Origin of the sequence: Streptomyces sp. XD-27 (assembly GCF_030553055.1) — a bacterium.
In the GTDB taxonomy this organism is placed as follows: domain Bacteria; phylum Actinomycetota; class Actinomycetes; order Streptomycetales; family Streptomycetaceae; genus Streptomyces.
This window is the reverse complement of record NZ_CP130713.1, coordinates 4,082,227-4,101,158: the sequence shown is the minus strand read 5'-3', so window position 1 is coordinate 4,101,158 and position 18,932 is coordinate 4,082,227. Positions and strand designations below refer to the sequence as shown.

The following is an 18,932-nucleotide window of genomic DNA, read 5'->3' as shown; positions in this document are numbered from 1 at the left end:
AGGCCGGTTCAGGGCGGCACATGCGTACTCAGGCGCCCGCAAACCCCCATTCATGTCACCGCTACCGGTAGACTGAGGGGAAATCCCGCCCCACTCCGCGGGACACGTCGACAAGCACTGAACGACGCAGCCGCTCCCGATTGCCCGGAGCCGGCGTGTGCTGTGCCAGAAAGGGCGCTTCGTGGCCGATTCCGGCAACCTCAACGAGAACATCCCGTCCGACACCGACGGCGACGCCATGGCATCGCCGTCGTACGACGCCAGCGCGATCACCGTCCTGGAGGGTCTGGACGCGGTCCGCAAGCGCCCCGGCATGTACATCGGTTCCACCGGTGAGCGGGGCCTGCACCACCTGGTGCAAGAGGTCGTCGACAACTCCGTCGACGAGGCGATGGCCGGTCACGCGGACACCATCGATGTCACGATCCTCGCCGACGGCGGCGTGCGCGTCATCGACAACGGCCGTGGCATCCCGGTGGGTATCCACCCCGTCGAGAAGAAGCCGGCCGTCGAGGTCGTGCTCACCGTGCTGCACGCGGGCGGCAAGTTCGGCGGCGGCGGCTACGCCGTCTCCGGCGGTCTGCACGGCGTCGGTGTCTCCGTCGTGAACGCGCTGTCGACCAAGCTCGCCGTCGAGATCAAGACTGACGGCCACCGCTGGACGCAGGACTACAAGGGCGGCGCCCCGACCGCCCCGCTCGCCCAGCACGAGGCCACCGACGAGACCGGCACCTCGGTCACCTTCTGGGCCGACGGCGACATCTTCGAGACCACCGAGTACTCCTTCGAGACGCTGTCGCGGCGCTTCCAGGAGATGGCGTTCCTCAACAAGGGCCTGACCATCTCGCTGACCGACCTGCGCGAGGCGCACGTCGACGAGGAGGGCAAGCCGCTGTCGGTCCGGTACTTCTACGAGGGCGGCATCGTCGACTTCGTGAAGTACCTGAACTCGCGCAAGGGCGAGATGGTCCACCCCACCGTCATCGGCTTCGAGGCCGAGGACAAGGAGCGGATGCTCTCCCTCGAGGTCGCGATGCAGTGGAACACCCAGTACAGCGAGGGTGTCTACAGCTTCGCGAACACCATCCACACCCATGAGGGCGGTACTCATGAGGAGGGCTTCCGCGCCGCGCTGACGACGCTGATCAACCAGTACGCGCGCGACAAGAAGCTGCTGCGGGAGAAGGACGACAACCTCACCGGCGAGGACATCCGCGAGGGTCTGACCGCGATCATCTCGGTCAAGCTCGGCGAGCCGCAGTTCGAGGGCCAGACGAAGACCAAGCTGGGCAACACCGAGGCGAAGACCTTCGTTCAGAAGATCGTCCGCGAGCAGCTCAACGACTGGCTGGACCGCAACCCCAACGAGGCCGCGGACATCATCCGCAAGTCGATCCAGGCCGCGACCGCCCGTGTGGCGGCCCGCAAGGCGCGCGACCTGACCCGCCGCAAGGGCCTGCTGGAGTCCGCGTCGCTGCCGGGCAAGCTGAGCGACTGCCAGTCCAACGACCCGGCGAAGTGCGAGATCTTCATCGTCGAGGGTGACTCCGCGGGCGGCTCGGCCAAGTCCGGCCGCAACCCGGAGTACCAGGCGATCCTCCCGATCCGAGGCAAGATCCTCAACGTGGAGAAGGCCCGCGTCGACAAGATCCTCCAGAACAACGAGGTCCAGGCGCTGATCTCGGCGTTCGGCACCGGTGTGCACGAGGACTTCGACATCAGCAAGCTCCGCTATCACAAGATCATCCTGATGGCGGACGCCGACGTCGACGGCCAGCACATCAACACCCTGCTGCTGACCTTCCTCTTCCGCTTCATGCGGCCGCTGGTCGAGGCCGGGCACGTCTTCCTCTCCCGTCCCCCGCTGTACAAGATCAAGTGGGGTCGGGACGACTTCGAGTACGCCTACTCCGACCGCGAGCGCGACGCGCTGATCCAGGCCGGGCGGGAGAACGGCAAGCGGATCAGGGACGACTCGGTCCAGCGCTTCAAGGGTCTGGGCGAGATGAACGCCGAAGAGCTGCGCGTGACGACGATGGACGTGGAGCACCGCGTCCTGGGCCAGGTCACGCTGGACGACGCCGCGCAGGCGGACGACCTGTTCTCGGTGCTGATGGGCGAGGACGTCGAGGCACGACGCTCCTTCATCCAGCGCAACGCCAAGGATGTCCGCTTCCTCGACATCTGAGTCGGCCCGCACCAGCACCGCTTCGAAAGGATTTTGACCAGCCATGGCCGACGAGATCACCCCTTCGCCGTCCGACGCCCCCACGCCCGCCGAGGCGTCCGCCGCTGCCGCCGCCGAGGGCGCCGGTCTCCGCATCGAGACGGTCGGTCTCGAGACGGAGATGCAGCGCTCGTACCTCGACTACGCGATGAGCGTCATCGTGAGCCGCGCGCTGCCGGACGTGCGGGACGGCCTCAAGCCGGTGCACCGCCGCGTGCTGTACGCGATGTACGACGGCGGCTACCGCCCGGAGAAGGGCTTCTACAAGTGCGCCCGCGTCGTGGGCGACGTCATGGGTACGTACCACCCGCACGGCGACTCCTCGATCTACGACGCGCTGGTGCGGCTGGCGCAGCACTGGTCGATGCGCATGCCGCTGGTGGACTCCAACGGCAACTTCGGTTCTCCGGGCAACGACCCGGCCGCGGCCATGCGGTACACCGAGTGCAAGATGATGCCGCTGGCCATGGAGATGCTCCGGGACATCGACGAGGAGACCGTCGACTTCCAGGACAACTACGACGGCCGCAACCAGGAGCCGACGGTCCTGCCGTCCCGGATCCCGAATCTGCTGGTCAACGGCTCGGCCGGCATCGCGGTCGGCATGGCGACCAACATCCCGCCGCACAACCTGCGCGAGGTCGCCGAGGGCGCCCAGTGGTTCCTGGCCAACCCCGAGGCCACCCCCGAGGAGCTGCTGGACGCGCTGATCGACCGGATCAAGGGCCCGGACTTCCCGACCGGCGCGCTGGTCGTGGGCCGCAAGGGCATCGAGGAGGCGTACCGCACCGGCCGCGGCTCGATCACGATGCGCGCGGTGGTCGAGGTCGAGGAGATCCAGGGCCGCCAGTGCCTGGTGGTCACCGAGCTGCCGTACCAGGTCAACCCGGACAACCTCGCGCAGAAGATCGCCGACCTGGTGAAGGACGCCAGGATCGGCGGCATCGCGGACGTCCGCGACGAGACGTCCTCGCGCACCGGCCAGCGGCTGGTCATCGTGCTCAAGCGGGACGCGGTCGCCAAGGTCGTCCTCAACAACCTGTACAAGCACACCGACCTCCAGACGAACTTCGGCGCCAACATGCTGGCGCTGGTCGACGGGGTGCCGCGGACCCTCTCCCTGGACGCGTTCATCCGCAACTGGGTGACCCACCAGGTCGAGGTCATCGTCCGCCGGACCCGCTTCCGGCTGCGCAAGGCCGAGGAGCGGGCGCACATCCTGCGCGGTCTGCTCAAGGCGCTGGACGCGATCGACGAGGTCATCGCGCTGATCCGGCGCAGCGACACGGTCGAGGTGGCGCGCGAGGGCCTGATGGGCCTGCTGACCATCGACGAGATCCAGGCCAACGCGATCCTGGAGATGCAGCTGCGCAGGCTCGCGGCCCTGGAGCGGCAGAAGATCATCCAGGAGCACGACGAGCTCCAGGCGAAGATCAACGAGTACAACGCGATCCTCGCCTCGCCCGAGCGGCAGCGGCAGATCATCAGCGAGGAGCTGACCGCGATCGTCGAGAAGTTCGGCGACGACCGGCGGTCCCAGCTGATCCCCTTCGACGGCGACATGTCCATCGAGGACCTGATCGCCGAGGAGGACATCGTCGTCACCATCACGCGTGGCGGCTATGTGAAGCGGACGAAGACCGACGACTACCGCTCGCAGAAGCGCGGCGGCAAGGGCGTGCGCGGCACCAAGCTGCGCGAGGACGACATCGTCGACCACTTCTTCGTCTCCACCACGCACCACTGGCTGCTGTTCTTCACCAACAAGGGCCGGGTCTACCGGGCCAAGGCGTACGAGCTCCCCGACGCCGGCCGGGACGCGCGCGGGCAGCACGTGGCGAACCTGCTGGCCTTCCAGCCGGACGAGCAGATCGCCCAGATCCTCGCCATCCGCGACTACGAGGCCGTGCCGTACCTGGTGCTGGCCACCAAGTCGGGCCTGGTGAAGAAGACGCCGCTGAAGGACTACGACTCGCCGCGCTCCGGCGGCGTCATCGCCATCAACCTCCGGGAGACCGACGAGGGCGGCGAGGACGAGCTGATCGGCGCCGAGCTGGTCTCGGCCGAGGACGATCTGCTGCTGATCAGCAAGAAGGCGCAGTCGATCCGGTTCACCGCCACCGACGAGGCCCTGCGCCCGATGGGGCGCGCGACCTCGGGCGTCAAGGGCATGAGTTTCCGCGAGGGGGACGAACTCCTCTCGATGAATGTCGTCCGGCCCGGTACGTTCGTGTTCACCGCCACCGACGGTGGATACGCCAAGCGCAGCCCCGTGGACGAGTACCGCGTCCAGGGCCGCGGCGGCCTGGGGATCAAGGCCGCCAAGATCGTGGAGGACCGGGGTTCGCTGGTGGGCGCGCTGGTGGTCGAGGAGCGCGACGAGATCCTCGCCATCACCCTCGGGGCGGTGTGATCCGTACGCGGGTCAACGAGGTCAGGGAGACGGGCCGTGACACCATGGGCGTCCAACTGATCAACCTGGGCAAGCGCGATGCCGTCGTGGGCATCGCCCGGAACGCCGAGGCCGGCAGCGAGGCCGAAGAGGTCGAAGGGACCGAGGCGGCCGACGCGGCCGAGTCCGAGGTGCCGGCCGAGGGCATGGCGCCCCCGGCCGAAGAGACCGAGGAGTAGGCAGTGAGTGGAGCCACGGGCACCCCGGAGCGCGGCGGGGCGGCGGATTCCGAAGGAAATCCGGCGGCCGGACCGACGATCGAGGGTGGTGCCCGTGGCTTCGCCGCAGACTCCCGAGGGGGACGCAGACCGTGACGGACGGCCGAGGGGCGCAGCAGGGCTACGAGTCGTATCCGGCGGGCCCCCTCCCCGGCGAGCGGTCCGCCCGCCCGCAGCCCGCGCAGCCGTACCACCCGCCGCAGGCGTACACCCCGCCCGCGGCGGACACGTCCTCCGGCGCGGGCAGCACCGCCGTGCCGGCGGGCAAGGCCACCGCCCGCCGCCCTCGCCCGCAGGCCCCGGCCGCCGCGGGCCGTACGGTCCCGCGGACCCGCAAGGCGCGGCTGCGGGTGGCGAAGGTGGATCCCTGGTCGGTGATGAAGGTCAGCTTCCTGCTGGCCATCGCGCTGGGCATCTGCACGATCGTCGCGGTCGCGGTGCTGTGGTCGGTCATGGACGCGATGGGCGTGTTCAGCACGGTCGGCGGGACGATCAGCGAGGCGACCGAGTCCAAGGAGGGCAGCGGCTTCGACCTGGAGTCCTTCCTCTCCCTGCCGCGCGTGCTGGTCTTCACCTCGGTCATCGCGGCGATCAACGTGGTGCTGGCGACCGCCCTCGCCACGCTGGGCGCCTTCATCTACAACCTGTCGGCGGGCTTCGTGGGCGGCGTGGAGGTCACGCTGGCGGAGGACGAATAGCGCCCGCCGGCGACCGATTTTGGGACATGGCCACTGGTGCGCTAATCTTTCGGTGCAGCGAACGCGCGGGTATAGCTCAGACGGTTAGAGCGCATCCCTGATAAGGATGAGGCCCCAGGTTCAAGTCCTGGTACCCGCACCGTGTATGACCGGAAGGTCACAGACGCCCGGAACCTCCTCGGAGGGGCCGGGCGTTTCGCATAGGTCCCGGCCTTGATTGCTTCGGTATCGGTGTGGGTATAGGTCACCGATTGATATCGGGCGGTGTGTATCATCGGGCGCCAGAGGTCCCCTACGTCAAGGAAGAGACGAGGTCGCGCGGTGAAGAAGCTTCTCCTGGTCGCACTGGCCGCCATCGGCGGGCTCCTCGTGTACCGCCAGATCCAGGCGGATCGCGCCGAGCAGGATCTGTGGACGGAGGCGACTGACTCCGTGCCCGCAGGTTCGGGTGTCTGAGTCGACAAGTCCTGTGCGGGGCCCTGATCGCGATGGCGGTCGGGGCCCCGTTGACGTTGGCCGGCGGAATCGGGCGGCTCAGGGCAATCGCGACTCGGCACGGCGATTCACTTTCGCGAACTGATTGATTGCAGTGGCAAAGCGTGTGCGGCGGCGGCCGGACGAGGGGTGACGCGTGATGAGGGACCGCAGCAAGGTCAGGACCGGCCTCGCCGCGGTGGGGGCGGCGCTGGGGGTGCTCGCGGGGACGCCCGGGCCGGTGCTGGCCGCGCCCGCCGACGGATCCGAAGGCGTCGCGTCGTACCGCCCCCGGGGTACGGAGATCGCCGGCACCTCCGGCAAGGACGGTGCGCCTCGCCTGGCGCCCAAGGGCACGTACGTGGACGGCATCGGCCCCGGCCAGCGGCGGCACTACCGGGTCGAACTCGACGCCGACTCCACCGCGTACCTCTCGGCGGTCGCGGTCCCGCCGCCCGGCTCCGACCCCGCCGCGCGCGCCGACGGCATCAAGGTCTCGCTGCTCGACGGCGACGGAGCCGTCTGCGACCGGACGGACGTGCGGGCCCAGGTGCGCGGAGTGGCGTTCCCGCTCGCCGGATACGCCTCCCGGCGGAAGGAGACCGGCCCGCGCGCGACCTGCCAGGAGGCCGGTGCGTACGACTTCGTGGTGGAGCGCACCGGCGTATCGGGCGGCGCGTCGGACGAGGGGACGGGGGAGGCGGCGGAGGGCCTCTCGGGCGGGGACCGCTGGCCGCTGGAGCTGAGTTTCCAACGCGAACCCGCCGTCAGAGGCGAGGAGTCGGCGCGCCCGGCGGCACAGGGGCTGCCTACGCGTCCGTCCGAAATGCCCCAGGGGCCGGCACGTGAACTGAGGCCCGGCGGCACCGGGTTCAGCGACGCGCGGGCGCTGTCCACAGGCGTGTGGAAGCTGCGGATGAAGCCCGGCGAGACCCGCTTCTACCGTGTGCCGCTCGATTGGGGGCAGCAGTTCTACGCCGACGTCGAACTCCCCGACGCCACCCGGGGGGTGGACAAGGACCGGGGCACGGGCGCGCCCACGGGCCCGGGAACGGGCGGCGGAACGGGCACGGGAACGGGCAGCCGCACGGGGTCGGGCGCGTACGTGGGCGACGCGCTCGGGGTCTCGCTGTACAACCCGGCGCGCGGGCTGGTCCAAAGAGGCGCGTTCGCGCCGTACAAGGGAGCCAGGGCCGAGGACCGCCTGGGCCTCACCGCACCCGTCACCTACGGCAACCGCTACGAGAGCGCGAAGGCGCGGGTCCGGGCGATGAGCGTGGCCGGTCCCTACTACCTGGCGGTCACCCTCAACGCCGGTACCGCGCCGTACTTCGAGGGCAGCGCGCCGGTCACGCTGCGGGTGGCCGTCGAGGGCGAGCGGCGGCCCGCGCCGGGCTACCGGGAGGATCCGGACGGCGCCGGCCTCGGGGCGCCGCGCGGGGACGGACCGGCCGCGGCCTCCGGCACGGACGACGGGCCCGACGGCACCCTGCGGGCCGTCGCCTACGCGTCGTTCGGCACGGGCACGCTGCTGCTGCTCGGGCTGGGCCTGTGGACGGTGCTCGGAGTACGGCGGCTCAGCCGGACGCCATGAAGGCCCACGCCCCCACGGCGAAGCACAGCAGCGCGAGCAGCAGCACGGGAACGGCCACCTTCGCGGGGGCCCGGGCCGGGGGCGCCGCGCGGCGGCGGGTGCTGCGGGCGCCGTGGGGCGCGGAGCAGGCTGCTGAGCGGACTGCGGAACGGTGTACGGCCGTGTCGGGGCGCTGCCGTAACCGGGCGGCGTGTGGGCCCCTGTGAGCGAAGGCGTGGGCGTGGACGTCGGTGTTGGTGTCGGTGTCGGCGGCATGGGCGGGCCGAAGGGCGGCGGAGTGAACGACGGGGTCGCCGTGGGCGGCCCCGGCGGCACCGGTGGCGGGGCCCCGGCCGACATCGGCGGACCCGCCACCGGCCGCCCGGGCCCCGGAGCCGCCGGGTGGTCCGGGTCCGGGTGGTCCGGAGCCGGGTCCGCCCCGTCCTGCGGCCCGCCCGGCAGCGGCGGCGGGAGATGGAAGCTTCCGGTGTCCGACATCGACGGCACCGGTGCGACGGTCGTCGCCTCGGAGGAGCCGGGAGAGGGGGACGGGGACGGGAACGGGGAGGGAGCGGGAGAAGAGGCGGCCGGCTTGCGGTGGGAACGTTTCGGCCTGCGCTCCGGCCCGTCCGGGCCGAACCCCGCCGGAAGCGGCCCGAGATGGTCGAAGACCTCGATCACCTCGTCGTCCAGATCCGGCTCCGGCAGCAGTTCGACCGCCGAGGCGAGCGCCTTGCGCGCCCCCGTCGCCGTACGGAACCGGTCCTCCGGATCGGGTTGCAGCAGGTTGGCGATCACCTGCCACAGCGGCTCGGGCACGCCCTCGGGCGCCCCCGGCACGCCGTGCTCCTCGAAGCGCCGCACGATCGCGTCGGCGTCCGGCTTGTGCCCGCTGATCAGGTACAGCGCCACCAGCCCGACGGCGAACAGGTCGGCGGGGAAGTCGGGTTCGGCGCCCTGCATCTGCTCCGGCGCGAAGTAGCCGGGCGTACCCATCACGAAGTCGGCCTCGGTGAGCCGGGGCTCGCCCTTGGTCAGCGCGATGCCGAAGTCGGAGAGGCGGACGTGCGGCCGCCCGGTGCCGGTCGCCTCCAGCAGGATGTTCGCGGGCTTGATGTCGCGGTGCACCACGCCCTCCGCGTGGACGGCCGCCAGCCCCGAGAGCAACTGGTCCAGCAGCGTGCACACGTAGACCGGCGGCAGCGGGCCGTAGTCCCCGATGAGGTGCGCGAACGAGCCGCCGCCCACCAGGTCCATGGTGAACAGCACCTTGTCGTCGTCGGCCGCCCAACTCGCGGGCGCCAGCACGTGCGGGTGGTCGATGCGCAGCGCCTGTTCGCGGACGAAGCGCAGCAGGGTGTGCGCGTCGCTCTGCTGGAGCACCTTCGCCGCGACGTAGCGGCGGCGCCGCTGGTCCCAGGCGCGCCATACGGCTCCCACGCCGCCGCGGCCGATCGGATCCACCAGTTCGTACCGGCCTGCGAAGACCTCACCCATCCGTTCCGTCCCGCCCCGCGCCTGTTCCGTGTCCCAGTGACCAGTCCCCGGTGCCCGCCCCGGCGGCCCGGGTGTCAGTTCTGGTGCGCCTCGTAATGGGCGACCGCCTCGGCGGTCCGGCCGGCGCCGTAGACCCGCAGGAACTCCGCGAGTTCGGGGTGGGTGGCGGCGAGGGAGTCCGCGGCGTCGATGATGTCGCCGGCCGCGGCCACCGAGCGCAGCAGCGACTGGATCTCGCGGACCACGCGGCGCACGGTCGGCGCGCCGGTGCTGGCGGTGGTCTGCGTGGTGTTGAGCACGGATCCGCCCGCGGTCTTCTTGATCTCCTCCATGCGCTCGGCGGCCTCCGCGGCGCTGACCCGGCCGTCCGCGACCTGGCTGGAGAGCTCCTGGAGCGCCTGCACCCGCTGGACGACGGCGGGGTTTCCGATCTTCGCGCGCTGTCCGCTCATGAGCTGCGAGAGCATGGGCGCGGAGAGGCCGAGTACGGACGCGAGGCGGGCCTGGTTGAGGCCGAGGTCGTCGATGAGGCGGCGGAACAGCGCCCCCAGCGGCTCCCCGTACCAGCTGCGCTGCAGCTCCCGTGCGCGGGCGGTGGCGTCCTGCTGTGCTGCGTCCATCTCGCTGTCTCCCCTTCGCTTCGCTGCCGCGAATCTCGCGAGGCATCCTACGGACGGTGGCACGCACGAGCGATACCCGGTCGGGAAAGGGTCCCGACACCGGGTATCCTGATCGGCGACGGGGCCTTAGCTCAGTTGGTAGAGCGCCGTCTTTGCATGGCGGATGTCAGGAGTTCGACTCTCCTAGGCTCCACGTCGTAAGACCCCTCTGACCTGCGGAAACGCTGGCAGAGGGGTCTTTTTTGTGTTGATTTCCCTGTGACCGGGCTGTGCGGTGACCGGGTCAGGGGATCCAGACGCTGAAGGTGCCGTCGGCGGTCAGCACGATGTACGCGCCGTTGGCGTTGACGGCGGTGTCGCGCCCGTTCGCGTCCAACGTGGCCATCACGTGCCCTCGGTGAACGATCTGCATGCGGGCGTGGTGGGCTCCCACCTTGGTCACCTTGGCGGTGGAGCCGTCGGCCAGCTTGAACGTCCCCGGCCCGTACTGCTCCCCACCCGTCCAGGAACGCACCTCGCCGTCGGCGGTGAACACCACGAACATGCCGTTGGCGTTGACGCCGGTGTCCCGCTGGTTCGCGTCCAGCGTCGCCACCACGTAGCCCTGGGAGACGATCTTCAGGGTGTGGTGGTGGGCGCCCCGCTTGTAGATCTTGGCGGTGCTGCCGTCGATCAGCTTCTCGGTGCGGACCGAGCCGACGATCTCGGACCGCGCGGCGGCGGGGGCGGGAGCCTTCGCCGGGCCTGCGGCGACGGCGCTCGCGGCCGGCGCGAGGAGGGCGGCCGCCAGGGCCGCGGCGGCGATGGCGGGAACGGCGGTGCGGCGGCGGAGCTTGACGATGGGCATGCGTATCTCCAGGTCAGGGAGGTAAGCGGGCGATTGGGCCACATGCCGCCTGTGCTCTCGTGTGGGGCCGTGAGGTCTGGCCGGCTGCGTTGCCCAACGTAAAGATCACGTCCGTCGGAATCATCTCGTCCACGTAACGGATATCCAGCGGGAATGCCCCGTTTCTCCATCGCTCATACGGTTCCCCGACGAAGCCGATTTCTTGGCATGCGCTCGGCCGTATCTCCCGCATCGCCACCCACCGGCAGCCGCATGAAGTGGCCCAGTAAATGAGGCCCTCATTGTCCTGTCTGAGCGAGCCACTGCCTGTGTACCGTTCGAGCCATGTCCCCCCTGCTGCCGCCTGCCGGTCCCCAACGCAAGCTTGCTCTCGCCCAGTTGAGTAATTCCGTGGGTGACGGCGCGTACTACGTCACCTCGGCCCTGTATTTCACGCATGTCGTCGGTCTGGCACCCGCCAGGATCGGTCTCGGCCTCACCCTGGCCTGGGCGGTCGGCTCGGTCGTCGGGGTGCCGCTCGGCCGGATCGCGGACCGGCGTGGCCCACGCGGCACATCGGTGCTGCTCGCCCTCGCGACCGCCGCCGCGGTCGCGTCCTTCCTGGTCGTACGGGACTTCGTGCCGTTCGTCGCGGCTGCCTGCCTCTACGCCACCGCGCAGTCGGGCCTCGCCGCCGCCCGGCAGGCGCTGCTCGCGGGCCTGGTCTCCAAGGAGGAGCGCACCCGTGCGCTGGCCCATCTGCAGTCGACGCTCAACGGGGGCCTCGCGGTGGGCGCCGCACTCGGCGGGCTCGCGCTCTCCGCGGGGACCCGGTCGGCCTATCTCGCCGTCTTCGCGATCGATGCCCTGAGCTTCCTGTGCTGCGCGCTCCTGCTGTCGCGGTTGCCTGCCGTCGTGCCCGTTCCCCTGGTCCGGGGCGCGAAACTCCAAGTCCTTCGGGATCGGCCGTACGTCGTCGTGACGCTCCTCAACACCGTGCTGCTGCTGCGGATGCCGCTGCTCAGCCTCGGCCTGCCCCTGTGGATCACCGAGCGCACCGACGCCCCCGAGTGGCTGGTCTCCGCGCTGTTCATCCTCAACACCGGTGGCGTGATGCTCTTCCAGGTCCGTGCCGCCGGCTCGGTCACCGGACTGCCCACGGCGGCCCGTGCCATCCGTCGATCCGGCGCACTCATGCTGCTCACGTGCGGGGTCTTCGCGTTCTCGGCCGGTCGTTCGCCCTGGGTCGCGGTCGCCGCCCTGGTCGGCGGCTCGGTGCTGCTGGTCGCTGCCGAGATGCTCCAGTCGGCCGGTTCCTGGCAACTCGGCTTCGATCTGGCACCGGTGGGGCGCGTCGGCGAGTACCAGGGCTTCTTCGGCACCGGCACCACGGTCGCCCGCACGCTCGGGCCGCTGATACTCACCGGGCTGCTCATGGGGATGGGCGCGACGGGCTGGCTGCTGCTCGGCGGACTGTTCCTGGTGGCGTCGTACGCGATGGGGCCGGTGGCGCGGTGGGCTGCGGGAACCCGCAGCGAGCAGGCCCTGGTGCCCGAGGCCGTACGGACCGTCTGAGCTCACAGGCGTACGGGCAGGCGCTCCGTGTCCCAGGTCCTCCCTCAGCGGATGTGCCCTCCTCCGCGAGGCGGAGACGGTCCGCCGTAGCGAACGATGCGCGGCTGTCATGGCTACGGCCAGCATGGACGTCATGACGACAGCGACCGCGCCCCTCCCCACCCCGGCAGGCGCCACCACCCCCGCACCCGCGCCTGTCTGGGCTCGTCGCGCCGCCCACGCCATCGCTCTGTGCGCCCTCCCGTCCGGCCTGTGGCGCATCGCCATGGCATCCGGCGTCTACGTGGGCTACAGCGACCAGGTGCTGCGCGACGTCTTCGACATCCCGGGCTGGGGCATCGCCTACGTCGTCGGCCTCTCTGTCCTTGCCGAACTGGCCGCTCTGCTTCCGCTGCTGCTCGTCAGCGACCGGTGGCGGCCGCTGCGCCCGCGGACCCTTGCCGCGCTGGCCTGGACGGCCTCGGGCGTCCTGATCCTGGTGGCGCTGTGGCAACTCGTGGTCGCTTTCACCGTCGAGAGCCAGACGTACATGACGAGCGGTACGGCACAGACCGTCTGGGGCTTCGTTTTCGCCCCGCTGTTCGCCATCCCGGCCCTGATGACCGCGGTGACCTGGTCGTACGCAAAGCGGCACCGTGCGGGGGGACAGGCATAACCTCCCACCGCGTTCGCACACGCGTGCTGTTGGATGACTTCATGTGGATCACCGGTGCGTTGGTCGGGACGCTCGTCTTCTTGCTTGTGGTGGTGGCGCCTGCGGTGGTGGGGCGGCGGCTGCTGGGGGTGCGGGCGGGGGCGGTGCGCGTCGGGACTGCGGGGATGTGCGGACTCGCGGTGTCCGGGGGGCTGTTCGGGCCCCGGCTGGAGGAGTCGGGGGAGCTCGCGCCGCTGCTGTCCTTGATGGTCGGGGTGGGGATGCTCGCCTCGATGGTGGTGCTCATCGCGCTGGACATCGTGGTGCCCATGGGGACCGTACGGCCGCTCGGGTGGGCGCAGTCGGTGCGGGGGCGGATCGCGCGGGCGCGGCGGTACTCCGGGGTGGTGCGCATCGCCACCCGGCACGGGCTCGGGCCGTATCTGCGAGGGCGGCGGCGCGCGCCCGGGGTGCGGCACGAGTTGCTGGCGCGGGAGCTGCGGCAGGCGTTGCAGGCCGGCGGGACCACCTTCGTGAAGCTGGGGCAACTGATGTCGACCCGGCGGGACCTGCTGCCCGAGGTGTATGTCGAGGAGCTCAGTCTCCTTCAGGACCAGGTGCCGCCCGCGCCCTGGGGCGAAGTCGAGACACAGCTCCAAGAAAGCCTGGGAGCGCCGGTGCGGGACCTGTTCGCCACGTTCGAGCGGGTCCCGCTGGCCGCAGCCTCCATCGCGCAGGTGCACGCGGCCGTCCTGCATGACGGCACCGAGGTCATCGTCAAGGTGCAGCGGCCCGGGATACCGGAGCTCGTGGAGCGCGACCTGGACATCGTCGCGCGCCTGGCCGCCGCCCTGAGCGACCGCACCGCCTGGGGGCGTGGTCTCGGGCTGAACGAGCTGGCGCAGGGCTTCGCCGTCGCGCTGCGCGAGGAACTGGACTTCCGCGTCGAGGCTCGCAACATGACCGCGGTGCGCCGGGCCGCCGAGGCCCGCGGCGACTCCAGCGTCGCCGTCCCCGTCCTGCACGGGCAGTTCACCACGGAGCGCGTCCTCGTCATGAGCCGCATCGAGGGCACCTCGCTCGGCAAGGCGGTCCCCGACGACGAGCGGCACGGCACCAAGCTGGCCGAGACCCTGCTCACCGCGCTGCTCAACCAGATCATGCTGGACGGCGTCTTCCACGCCGATCCGCACCCCGGCAACATCCTGCTCCAGCCCGACGGCACGGCCGCCCTGCTCGACTTCGGATCCGTCGGCCGGATCGACGCCGGGCTCCGCGAGGCGATGGGCGGTCTCTTCCTCGCCGTCGACCGCGGCGATCCGCTTGCCCTGCGCGAGGCCCTCCTGGAGATCACCGACCGTCCCGAGGAGGTCGACGAACAGCGGCTGCTGCGCGTGCTCGGGCAGTTCAGCGCCCGCCATCTGGGGCACGGATCCGCGCCCGACGTGGAGATGTTCAGCGATCTGTTCCGGCTGGTGGCCGACTTCCGGCTGGCGGTTCCGCCGGAGATCGCGGCCGTGTTCCGGGCCCTGGCCACCCTGGAGGGCACACTGGTCCGCCTCTCCCCCGGCTTCAACATGCTGGAGGCGTCCCGTACGTACGCCTCAGCCCGGCTCACCGACCGGCTGGGACCGCAGAGTGCCCGTGACACGGCCCGCGACGAGCTGATCGCGCTGCTGCCTGTCCTGCGGCGGCTGCCGCGCCGCCTCGACCGCCTTGGCGGTGCGCTCGAGGAGGGGCGGCTCGGGGTCAATGTGCGGCTCTTCGCCGATCCCCGCGACCGGCGGGTCGTCGGCGAGCTCGTCGGGCGGGTGGTGCACGCCCTCGTCGGGATCTTCCTCGGGTTCGCGGGCCTCCGACTCCTGGGCATGGACGGCGGGCCGCGCGTGGGCGAGGACCTCGGGCTGTACGGGCTGATGGGCTGCAACCTCCTGGTGCTCTCCGCCGCCGTCGTCCTCCGCACCGTCTATGTCACCAGCCGGCCCATGGAGTGATCGGCCTTCTTGCACTCGCTCCGGCACATCGGTGCCACCGACGAACAGGGGCGACACCGAACGGCGGCGGCGCCAGGGGCAGATGCCCTGGCGCCGCCGCCGTGGTCGAAGGATTGGTCGCGGCCGAAGCTCAGCCCGAGCGCAGCCGGCGGTCACGGGCCCACGCCACCCCGACCATGATCGCGGCGACGTACAGCACGACGCTGGCGTTGTTCACCGATCCGACGTACTGCTCGTAGCCGTCTGCGCGCAGCTCGATCGCGAGGAAGCCCAGCGCGGTCGCGAGCGCCGCGAGCGCGGCGACCAGGGCGCCGAAGGGGGCCTGTGACATCTCATCTCCTACGTACGGGTCGTCAACTACCCTACGCCTCCCCAGAACAGCGCAGCTCACGCACGTGGTGAAGCACTTCGGACAGGTGCCCGGGGCTCAGGTGCCCAGACCTGCGTCCCGCGCCAGCAGCGCGGCCTGCACCCGGTTCTCGCACCCGAGTTTGGCCAGGATGCGGCTCACGTACGTCTTGACCGTGGCCTCGCTCATACGGATCCGCTGACCGGCGTCCGCGTTGGACAGGCCCTCGCCCAGCAGCGCCAGCACCTCCACCTCGCGCGCCGTCAGCGTCTCGAGCCGACGGCGTGCCCGCTCGGCGCGGTGCGTGGTCCGGCCGGACGCCAGCGAGTCCACGACATGGCGGGTGGCGCCCGGCGACAGGTACGCGTCGCCGGCCGCGGCGGCCCGTACCGCCCGCATGAGCTCCGCGGGCGCCGAGTCCTTGAGCAGAAAGCCCGCGCTGCCCTCCGACAGGGCCCGCAGCACGTTCTGCTGCTCCCCGAACGTCGTCAGGATCAGCACCCGCGTGTCGGGGACGGTCCGGCGCAGCTCGGCCAGGGCCGTCAGCCCGTCCATGACCGGCATCTGGATGTCGAGCAGCACGACGTCCACGCGCCGGCTCCGAGCCACCTCGACCGCCTCACGGCCGTCGGCTGCCTCCGCGACCACGTCGATGTCGTCGGCGGAGGAGAGGATCATCTTGATGCCCGCCCGGATGAGCGGCTCGTCATCCGTGACGAGAACCCTGATCACGACTCTCCTGCGCGGTCTTGAGCGGTCATACCTGCGGGCACCTCGCCATCATCCCCGATCGAGCCGCCCGCCCTGAAGCACGGCCCCGGTCGTCCCCAACCCCTGACCGCGCCCCCAGCCCTTGACCGCGCCTCCCCGGCCCTTGACCTCGGGTCCTCAGCTCTTGACCTCGAAGGACTTCTTCTCGATCAGCTTGCCGTCCTTGAAGCAGAACCGGAAGACCGGCTCCTTGTCCAGGCTGCTGCCCATCTCCGTGGACATCAGGCTGAGGCACTTCGCCCCCTTGGGCTCGGGCGGCGCGCCCTTGTCGAGACCGTCGGTGAGGAACGAGTCTCCGTTGGGCAGCCGGTCCCGGACCTCCGCCTCGGTCTGGCCCACCTTCACCGCGTCGTACTGCTTCGGCTCGATCATGGCCTTGTCCGTCTCGCCCATGAACAAGAACGCCCCGACGACCACCGCGATCACCAGCACCAGGCCGATCAGTGCCACCACCCCGCAGCCGATGGCTATGCCGCTCCGCTTCTTGTCCCTGCTCATTGCCTTGGCCAGCTCCTTCGGCACGCCGTTCCAGTCGATGACCGGATCACCCTCGCCGAGGGAGCCCCCGGGTATCTGCTCCCGAAAGTCGCCTGCCGGATCAACGAACGTCGGTGCCCCCGCGCCGTCGGGCGGCGGGTCCGGGAAACCGCCCTCGGGCGAGGTGTACGGCAGCACGCCCGCCAGCCGGAAGCCGCCGTCCGCCGTCGGGCCCGCGTGCACCATGCCCCCGATCAGCCGGGTCCGCTCGCCGAGCCCGGTCAGCCCCTGACCACCGCTGACCGCACCGCGGCCGGCATCCGCCGCCTCGGGCACGGGGCCATTGGCGACCTCCACGACCAGCGCGTCCGGCTCGTACCGCAGCTCGATGGTGATCGTGGCGCCCGGGGCGTGCTTGTGCGCGTTGGTCAGGCCCTCCTGGGCCACGCGGTACGCCGCGTGGTCGGCGGTCGGGGCGAGCGGGCGCGGCTCGCCGGAACTCCGCAGCTCCACGGCCGTGCCCGCGCCCCGGGACGCCTCCACCAGGCCCGCGATACCGGCCACCCCGCGCGACGGCGCCTTGGCCTCCTCCTCCCCCAGTGCCTCAAGGGCCTGGGAGGAGCCCGCGTGGCCGGGGGCCTCCGTGCCGTCCCGCAGCAGCCCCACCACCTCGCGCAGCTCGTGCATCGCGGCCACCGACGCCTCGCGCAGCACGCCAACGGCCTCCCGCTGCCGTCCGGTCAGCTCGCGGTCCACCTCCAGCGCGCCGGTGTGCACGGAGATCAGGGCCAGCTGATGGCCGAGGCTGTCGTGCATGTCCTGTGCGATGCGCTGCCGCTCCCGTATCCGGGCCTGTCCGGCGACCATCGCGCGTTCGCGCAGCAGCTGGGCGTTGTACTCCCGGAGCGTGTCGGTCAGCGCGCGGCGCTGCGCCGAATAGCGGCCGGCGAGGCCGGGCACGACGATCGCGACCAGCAGCCACAAGGTGACGAAGACCAGGAGCGACAGCGAGAAGTGCGGCAGTTCCTGTAGGACGAGCAGCGCGAGGGTGAGGACGTAGGCGAGGGCGAAGGTGCCGGCCGCCCTGCCGACCCCGTCGATCCGCCGCCCGGCCGACCAGGCGGCGATGAGGACCAGCGGGGCGAGGCCCATGAACGCGGAGGAACCGACGGCGATCACCAGCAGCACGGTCGCGGGCAGCACCCGGCGCAGCGGTGACAGCAGCCCGGCGGCCAGCCCGACCGCGACGATCCGCACGAGGCCGCCGTCGACGGCCTCGGCAGCCGCCGCCAGCAGCCCGAACAGCACGCTCAGCAGCGATTCGCCCACGATGCGCCGGGCAGGCCACATCCCGGGCGCGAAGAGCGCCCTGGCCGGGTCGGCCAGCCGCCCGGCCGCCGAACGCAGCCGCGCCACCGGCGCCTGGCGGGTCGCCGATGCCTGGCGAGCCACTGGCGCTTGGCGGGCCACCGGCACCTGGCGGGCCGATGCCGCAAGGGCCGTAGATTCCACACGAGTCACGCAGCCACGTTAGGGATCCCCGGCCGGACACCGCATCGGCCATTGGTCGCGACGGCCATATACGAAAGTCACACGCTCGTGCCGACTACTTCGCCGGAGCCGGGGCAGGGGACGCTGCCCCGTAGCGGGCGCGGCCGAGGCTCGCCGTGACGGTCAGCGGCACCGTGAGCACCGCCGTGACAGTCAGGCGCCGTGAGCACCGCCGCGACCAGGAAGAGGCCCCGATACGCCCCGTGCTCGGCCGCGCCCGCGCCCGCGTCCGCCGTGACGCCGCCGAACGCCCGGCGGTCAGGGCTGGTCGCCCTTTTCCCTTCGCTCCGGCGACTCCCGCCCGGACCGCTCGTCCGGGGCGCCGCCTTCCGGACCGCTGCCGTCGACCGAGGTCAGCTGCTGGCCCTCGGCGAGTTCCGTCGGGGCGGGCGGCTCCACCAGCCAGTCCGGGTTCGCCTGCTTGTCCCACCACTTCCAGGCGGCGTAGGCGCCGCCCGCCAGGAGGCCCCCTGCCGTGAACCGCTTGAACGCCCGCCGGGTGCGGGCCCGGCGGGCGCGGTGCTTGGCGATCCTGGTGATCTCCGCGGCGGTCACCTGGCCGCGCAGGGCGGCGAGGGCCGCCGTGCCGCGGGCCATGGCCTCCTCGCGGGCGGGCTGGGCGACGGCCCGGGTCGCGGCGACCGCGTGCTCGACGCGCGGCGCGGTGTAGTCCGCGGCGTGGCGCGCGGCCTTGCGGGTACGGGTCGCGGCGCGCGTCGCGGCGGCGTCGACCTTCGGCGGTAGCGCGCCGCGGGCGTGTTCGACCTGGCGGGCCACGGGGCCGTGGTACCAGGCCGCGGTCGTCGCCCCGGCCCGGTGCGCGGCGTGGGAGACCTTGGGCCCCAGCCGGACGCGGGCATGGTGGGCGTAGTGCGCGGCGGCTTCCTTGGCCGTGCCGGCGTACGGCGCCACCACCTCCGCGGCGTGCAGAACGCTGTCCTTCGCGGTGCCGGTCGCGGCGCGCACGCTGTCAGTGCGGGTCACGGCATCCTCCTC

13 protein-coding genes, 2 tRNA genes and 2 pseudogenes are annotated in these 18,932 nt (G+C 71.4%); 10 read left to right on the top strand and 7 right to left on the bottom strand.

The window, feature by feature from the left end; translation table 11 throughout:
* Positions 1-157 precede the first annotated feature (157 nt).
* The 6 genes and pseudogenes from gyrB (at position 158) to Q3Y56_RS17630 (ending at position 7,663) form a co-directional block, all read left to right on the top strand.
* Positions 158-2,188, top strand: coding sequence for a DNA topoisomerase (ATP-hydrolyzing) subunit B (gyrB, locus tag Q3Y56_RS17655; RefSeq protein ID WP_304462871.1), 2,031 nt, complete (start codon positions 158-160; stop codon positions 2,186-2,188).
* Between the two features lie 43 nt (positions 2,189-2,231).
* Positions 2,232-4,858, top strand: a pseudogene (gyrA, locus tag Q3Y56_RS17650) (DNA gyrase subunit A).
* 131 nt (positions 4,859-4,989) lie between these two features.
* A complete protein-coding gene (locus Q3Y56_RS17645) occupies positions 4,990-5,595 on the top strand; it encodes a DUF3566 domain-containing protein (protein ID WP_304462870.1) in 606 nt (201 codons plus the stop codon).
* Between the two features lie 65 nt (positions 5,596-5,660).
* A tRNA-Ile gene (locus tag Q3Y56_RS17640) sits at positions 5,661-5,734 on the top strand.
* A gap of 182 nt (positions 5,735-5,916) precedes the next feature.
* Positions 5,917-6,051 carry a DLW-39 family protein gene (locus Q3Y56_RS17635; RefSeq protein WP_003958712.1) on the top strand — a complete coding sequence of 45 codons (135 nt, stop codon included), beginning with the start codon at positions 5,917-5,919 and terminating at the stop codon, positions 6,049-6,051.
* A 178-nt stretch (positions 6,052-6,229) separates the two neighbouring features.
* Positions 6,230-7,663, top strand: coding sequence for a hypothetical protein (locus tag Q3Y56_RS17630; protein ID WP_304462869.1), 1,434 nt, complete (start codon positions 6,230-6,232; stop codon positions 7,661-7,663).
* Here the strand turns inward: Q3Y56_RS17630 and Q3Y56_RS17625 are convergent.
* Positions 7,647-9,139: pseudogene (locus Q3Y56_RS17625) on the bottom strand (serine/threonine-protein kinase). The gene Q3Y56_RS17630 and the pseudogene Q3Y56_RS17625 sit on opposite strands and share 17 nt — an antisense overlap.
* Before the next feature lie 74 nt (positions 9,140-9,213).
* The gene (locus Q3Y56_RS17620; protein WP_304462868.1) at positions 9,214-9,759 is read right to left on the bottom strand and encodes a DNA-binding protein; all 546 of its coding nucleotides are present in this window, start codon (positions 9,757-9,759) and stop codon (positions 9,214-9,216) included.
* Positions 9,760-9,879: 120 nt separating this feature from the next.
* On the opposite strand from Q3Y56_RS17620, the gene Q3Y56_RS17615 reads away from it, so the two are divergent.
* Positions 9,880-9,952 (top strand) — tRNA-Ala (locus Q3Y56_RS17615).
* Between the two features lie 90 nt (positions 9,953-10,042).
* On the opposite strand, the gene Q3Y56_RS17610 is transcribed toward Q3Y56_RS17615, so the two are convergent.
* Entirely contained in the window at positions 10,043-10,606 is a 564-nt protein-coding gene (locus Q3Y56_RS17610) for a hypothetical protein (RefSeq protein ID WP_304462867.1), read from the bottom strand.
* A gap of 324 nt (positions 10,607-10,930) precedes the next feature.
* Between Q3Y56_RS17610 and Q3Y56_RS17605 the strand changes: the two genes are divergently transcribed.
* The 3 genes from Q3Y56_RS17605 to Q3Y56_RS17595 all read left to right on the top strand — a co-directional run bounded on the left by Q3Y56_RS17605 (position 10,931) and on the right by Q3Y56_RS17595 (position 14,788).
* Complete coding sequence (locus tag Q3Y56_RS17605) at positions 10,931-12,160, top strand: MFS transporter (protein WP_304462866.1); 1,230 nt, start codon at positions 10,931-10,933, stop codon at positions 12,158-12,160.
* A gap of 124 nt (positions 12,161-12,284) precedes the next feature.
* Positions 12,285-12,815, top strand: a complete 531-nt coding sequence (locus Q3Y56_RS17600; protein WP_369696858.1) for a hypothetical protein — start codon at positions 12,285-12,287, stop codon at positions 12,813-12,815.
* A gap of 41 nt (positions 12,816-12,856) precedes the next feature.
* Positions 12,857-14,788: an AarF/ABC1/UbiB kinase family protein gene (locus Q3Y56_RS17595; protein WP_304462864.1), complete on the top strand. Its 1,932-nt coding sequence runs from the start codon at positions 12,857-12,859 to the stop codon at positions 14,786-14,788.
* Positions 14,789-14,918: 130 nt separating this feature from the next.
* Here the strand turns inward: Q3Y56_RS17595 and Q3Y56_RS17590 are convergent, their stop codons facing one another.
* From Q3Y56_RS17590 to Q3Y56_RS17575, 4 genes are all read right to left on the bottom strand, one after another.
* On the bottom strand, positions 14,919-15,119 hold the full coding sequence (locus tag Q3Y56_RS17590) for an SCO3870 family protein (RefSeq protein WP_304462863.1): 201 nt from the start codon (positions 15,117-15,119) through the stop codon (positions 14,919-14,921).
* A 96-nt stretch (positions 15,120-15,215) separates the two neighbouring features.
* The gene (locus tag Q3Y56_RS17585; RefSeq protein WP_304462862.1) at positions 15,216-15,869 is read right to left on the bottom strand and encodes a response regulator transcription factor; all 654 of its coding nucleotides are present in this window, start codon (positions 15,867-15,869) and stop codon (positions 15,216-15,218) included.
* A 156-nt stretch (positions 15,870-16,025) separates the two neighbouring features.
* Positions 16,026-17,735 (bottom strand): sensor histidine kinase, encoded by a 1,710-nt coding sequence (locus Q3Y56_RS17580; protein ID WP_304465659.1) that lies wholly within the window; start codon positions 17,733-17,735, stop codon positions 16,026-16,028.
* A 459-nt stretch (positions 17,736-18,194) separates the two neighbouring features.
* The gene (locus tag Q3Y56_RS17575; protein ID WP_304462861.1) at positions 18,195-18,920 is read right to left on the bottom strand and encodes a DUF5324 family protein; all 726 of its coding nucleotides are present in this window, start codon (positions 18,918-18,920) and stop codon (positions 18,195-18,197) included.
* Positions 18,921-18,932 lie beyond the last annotated feature (12 nt).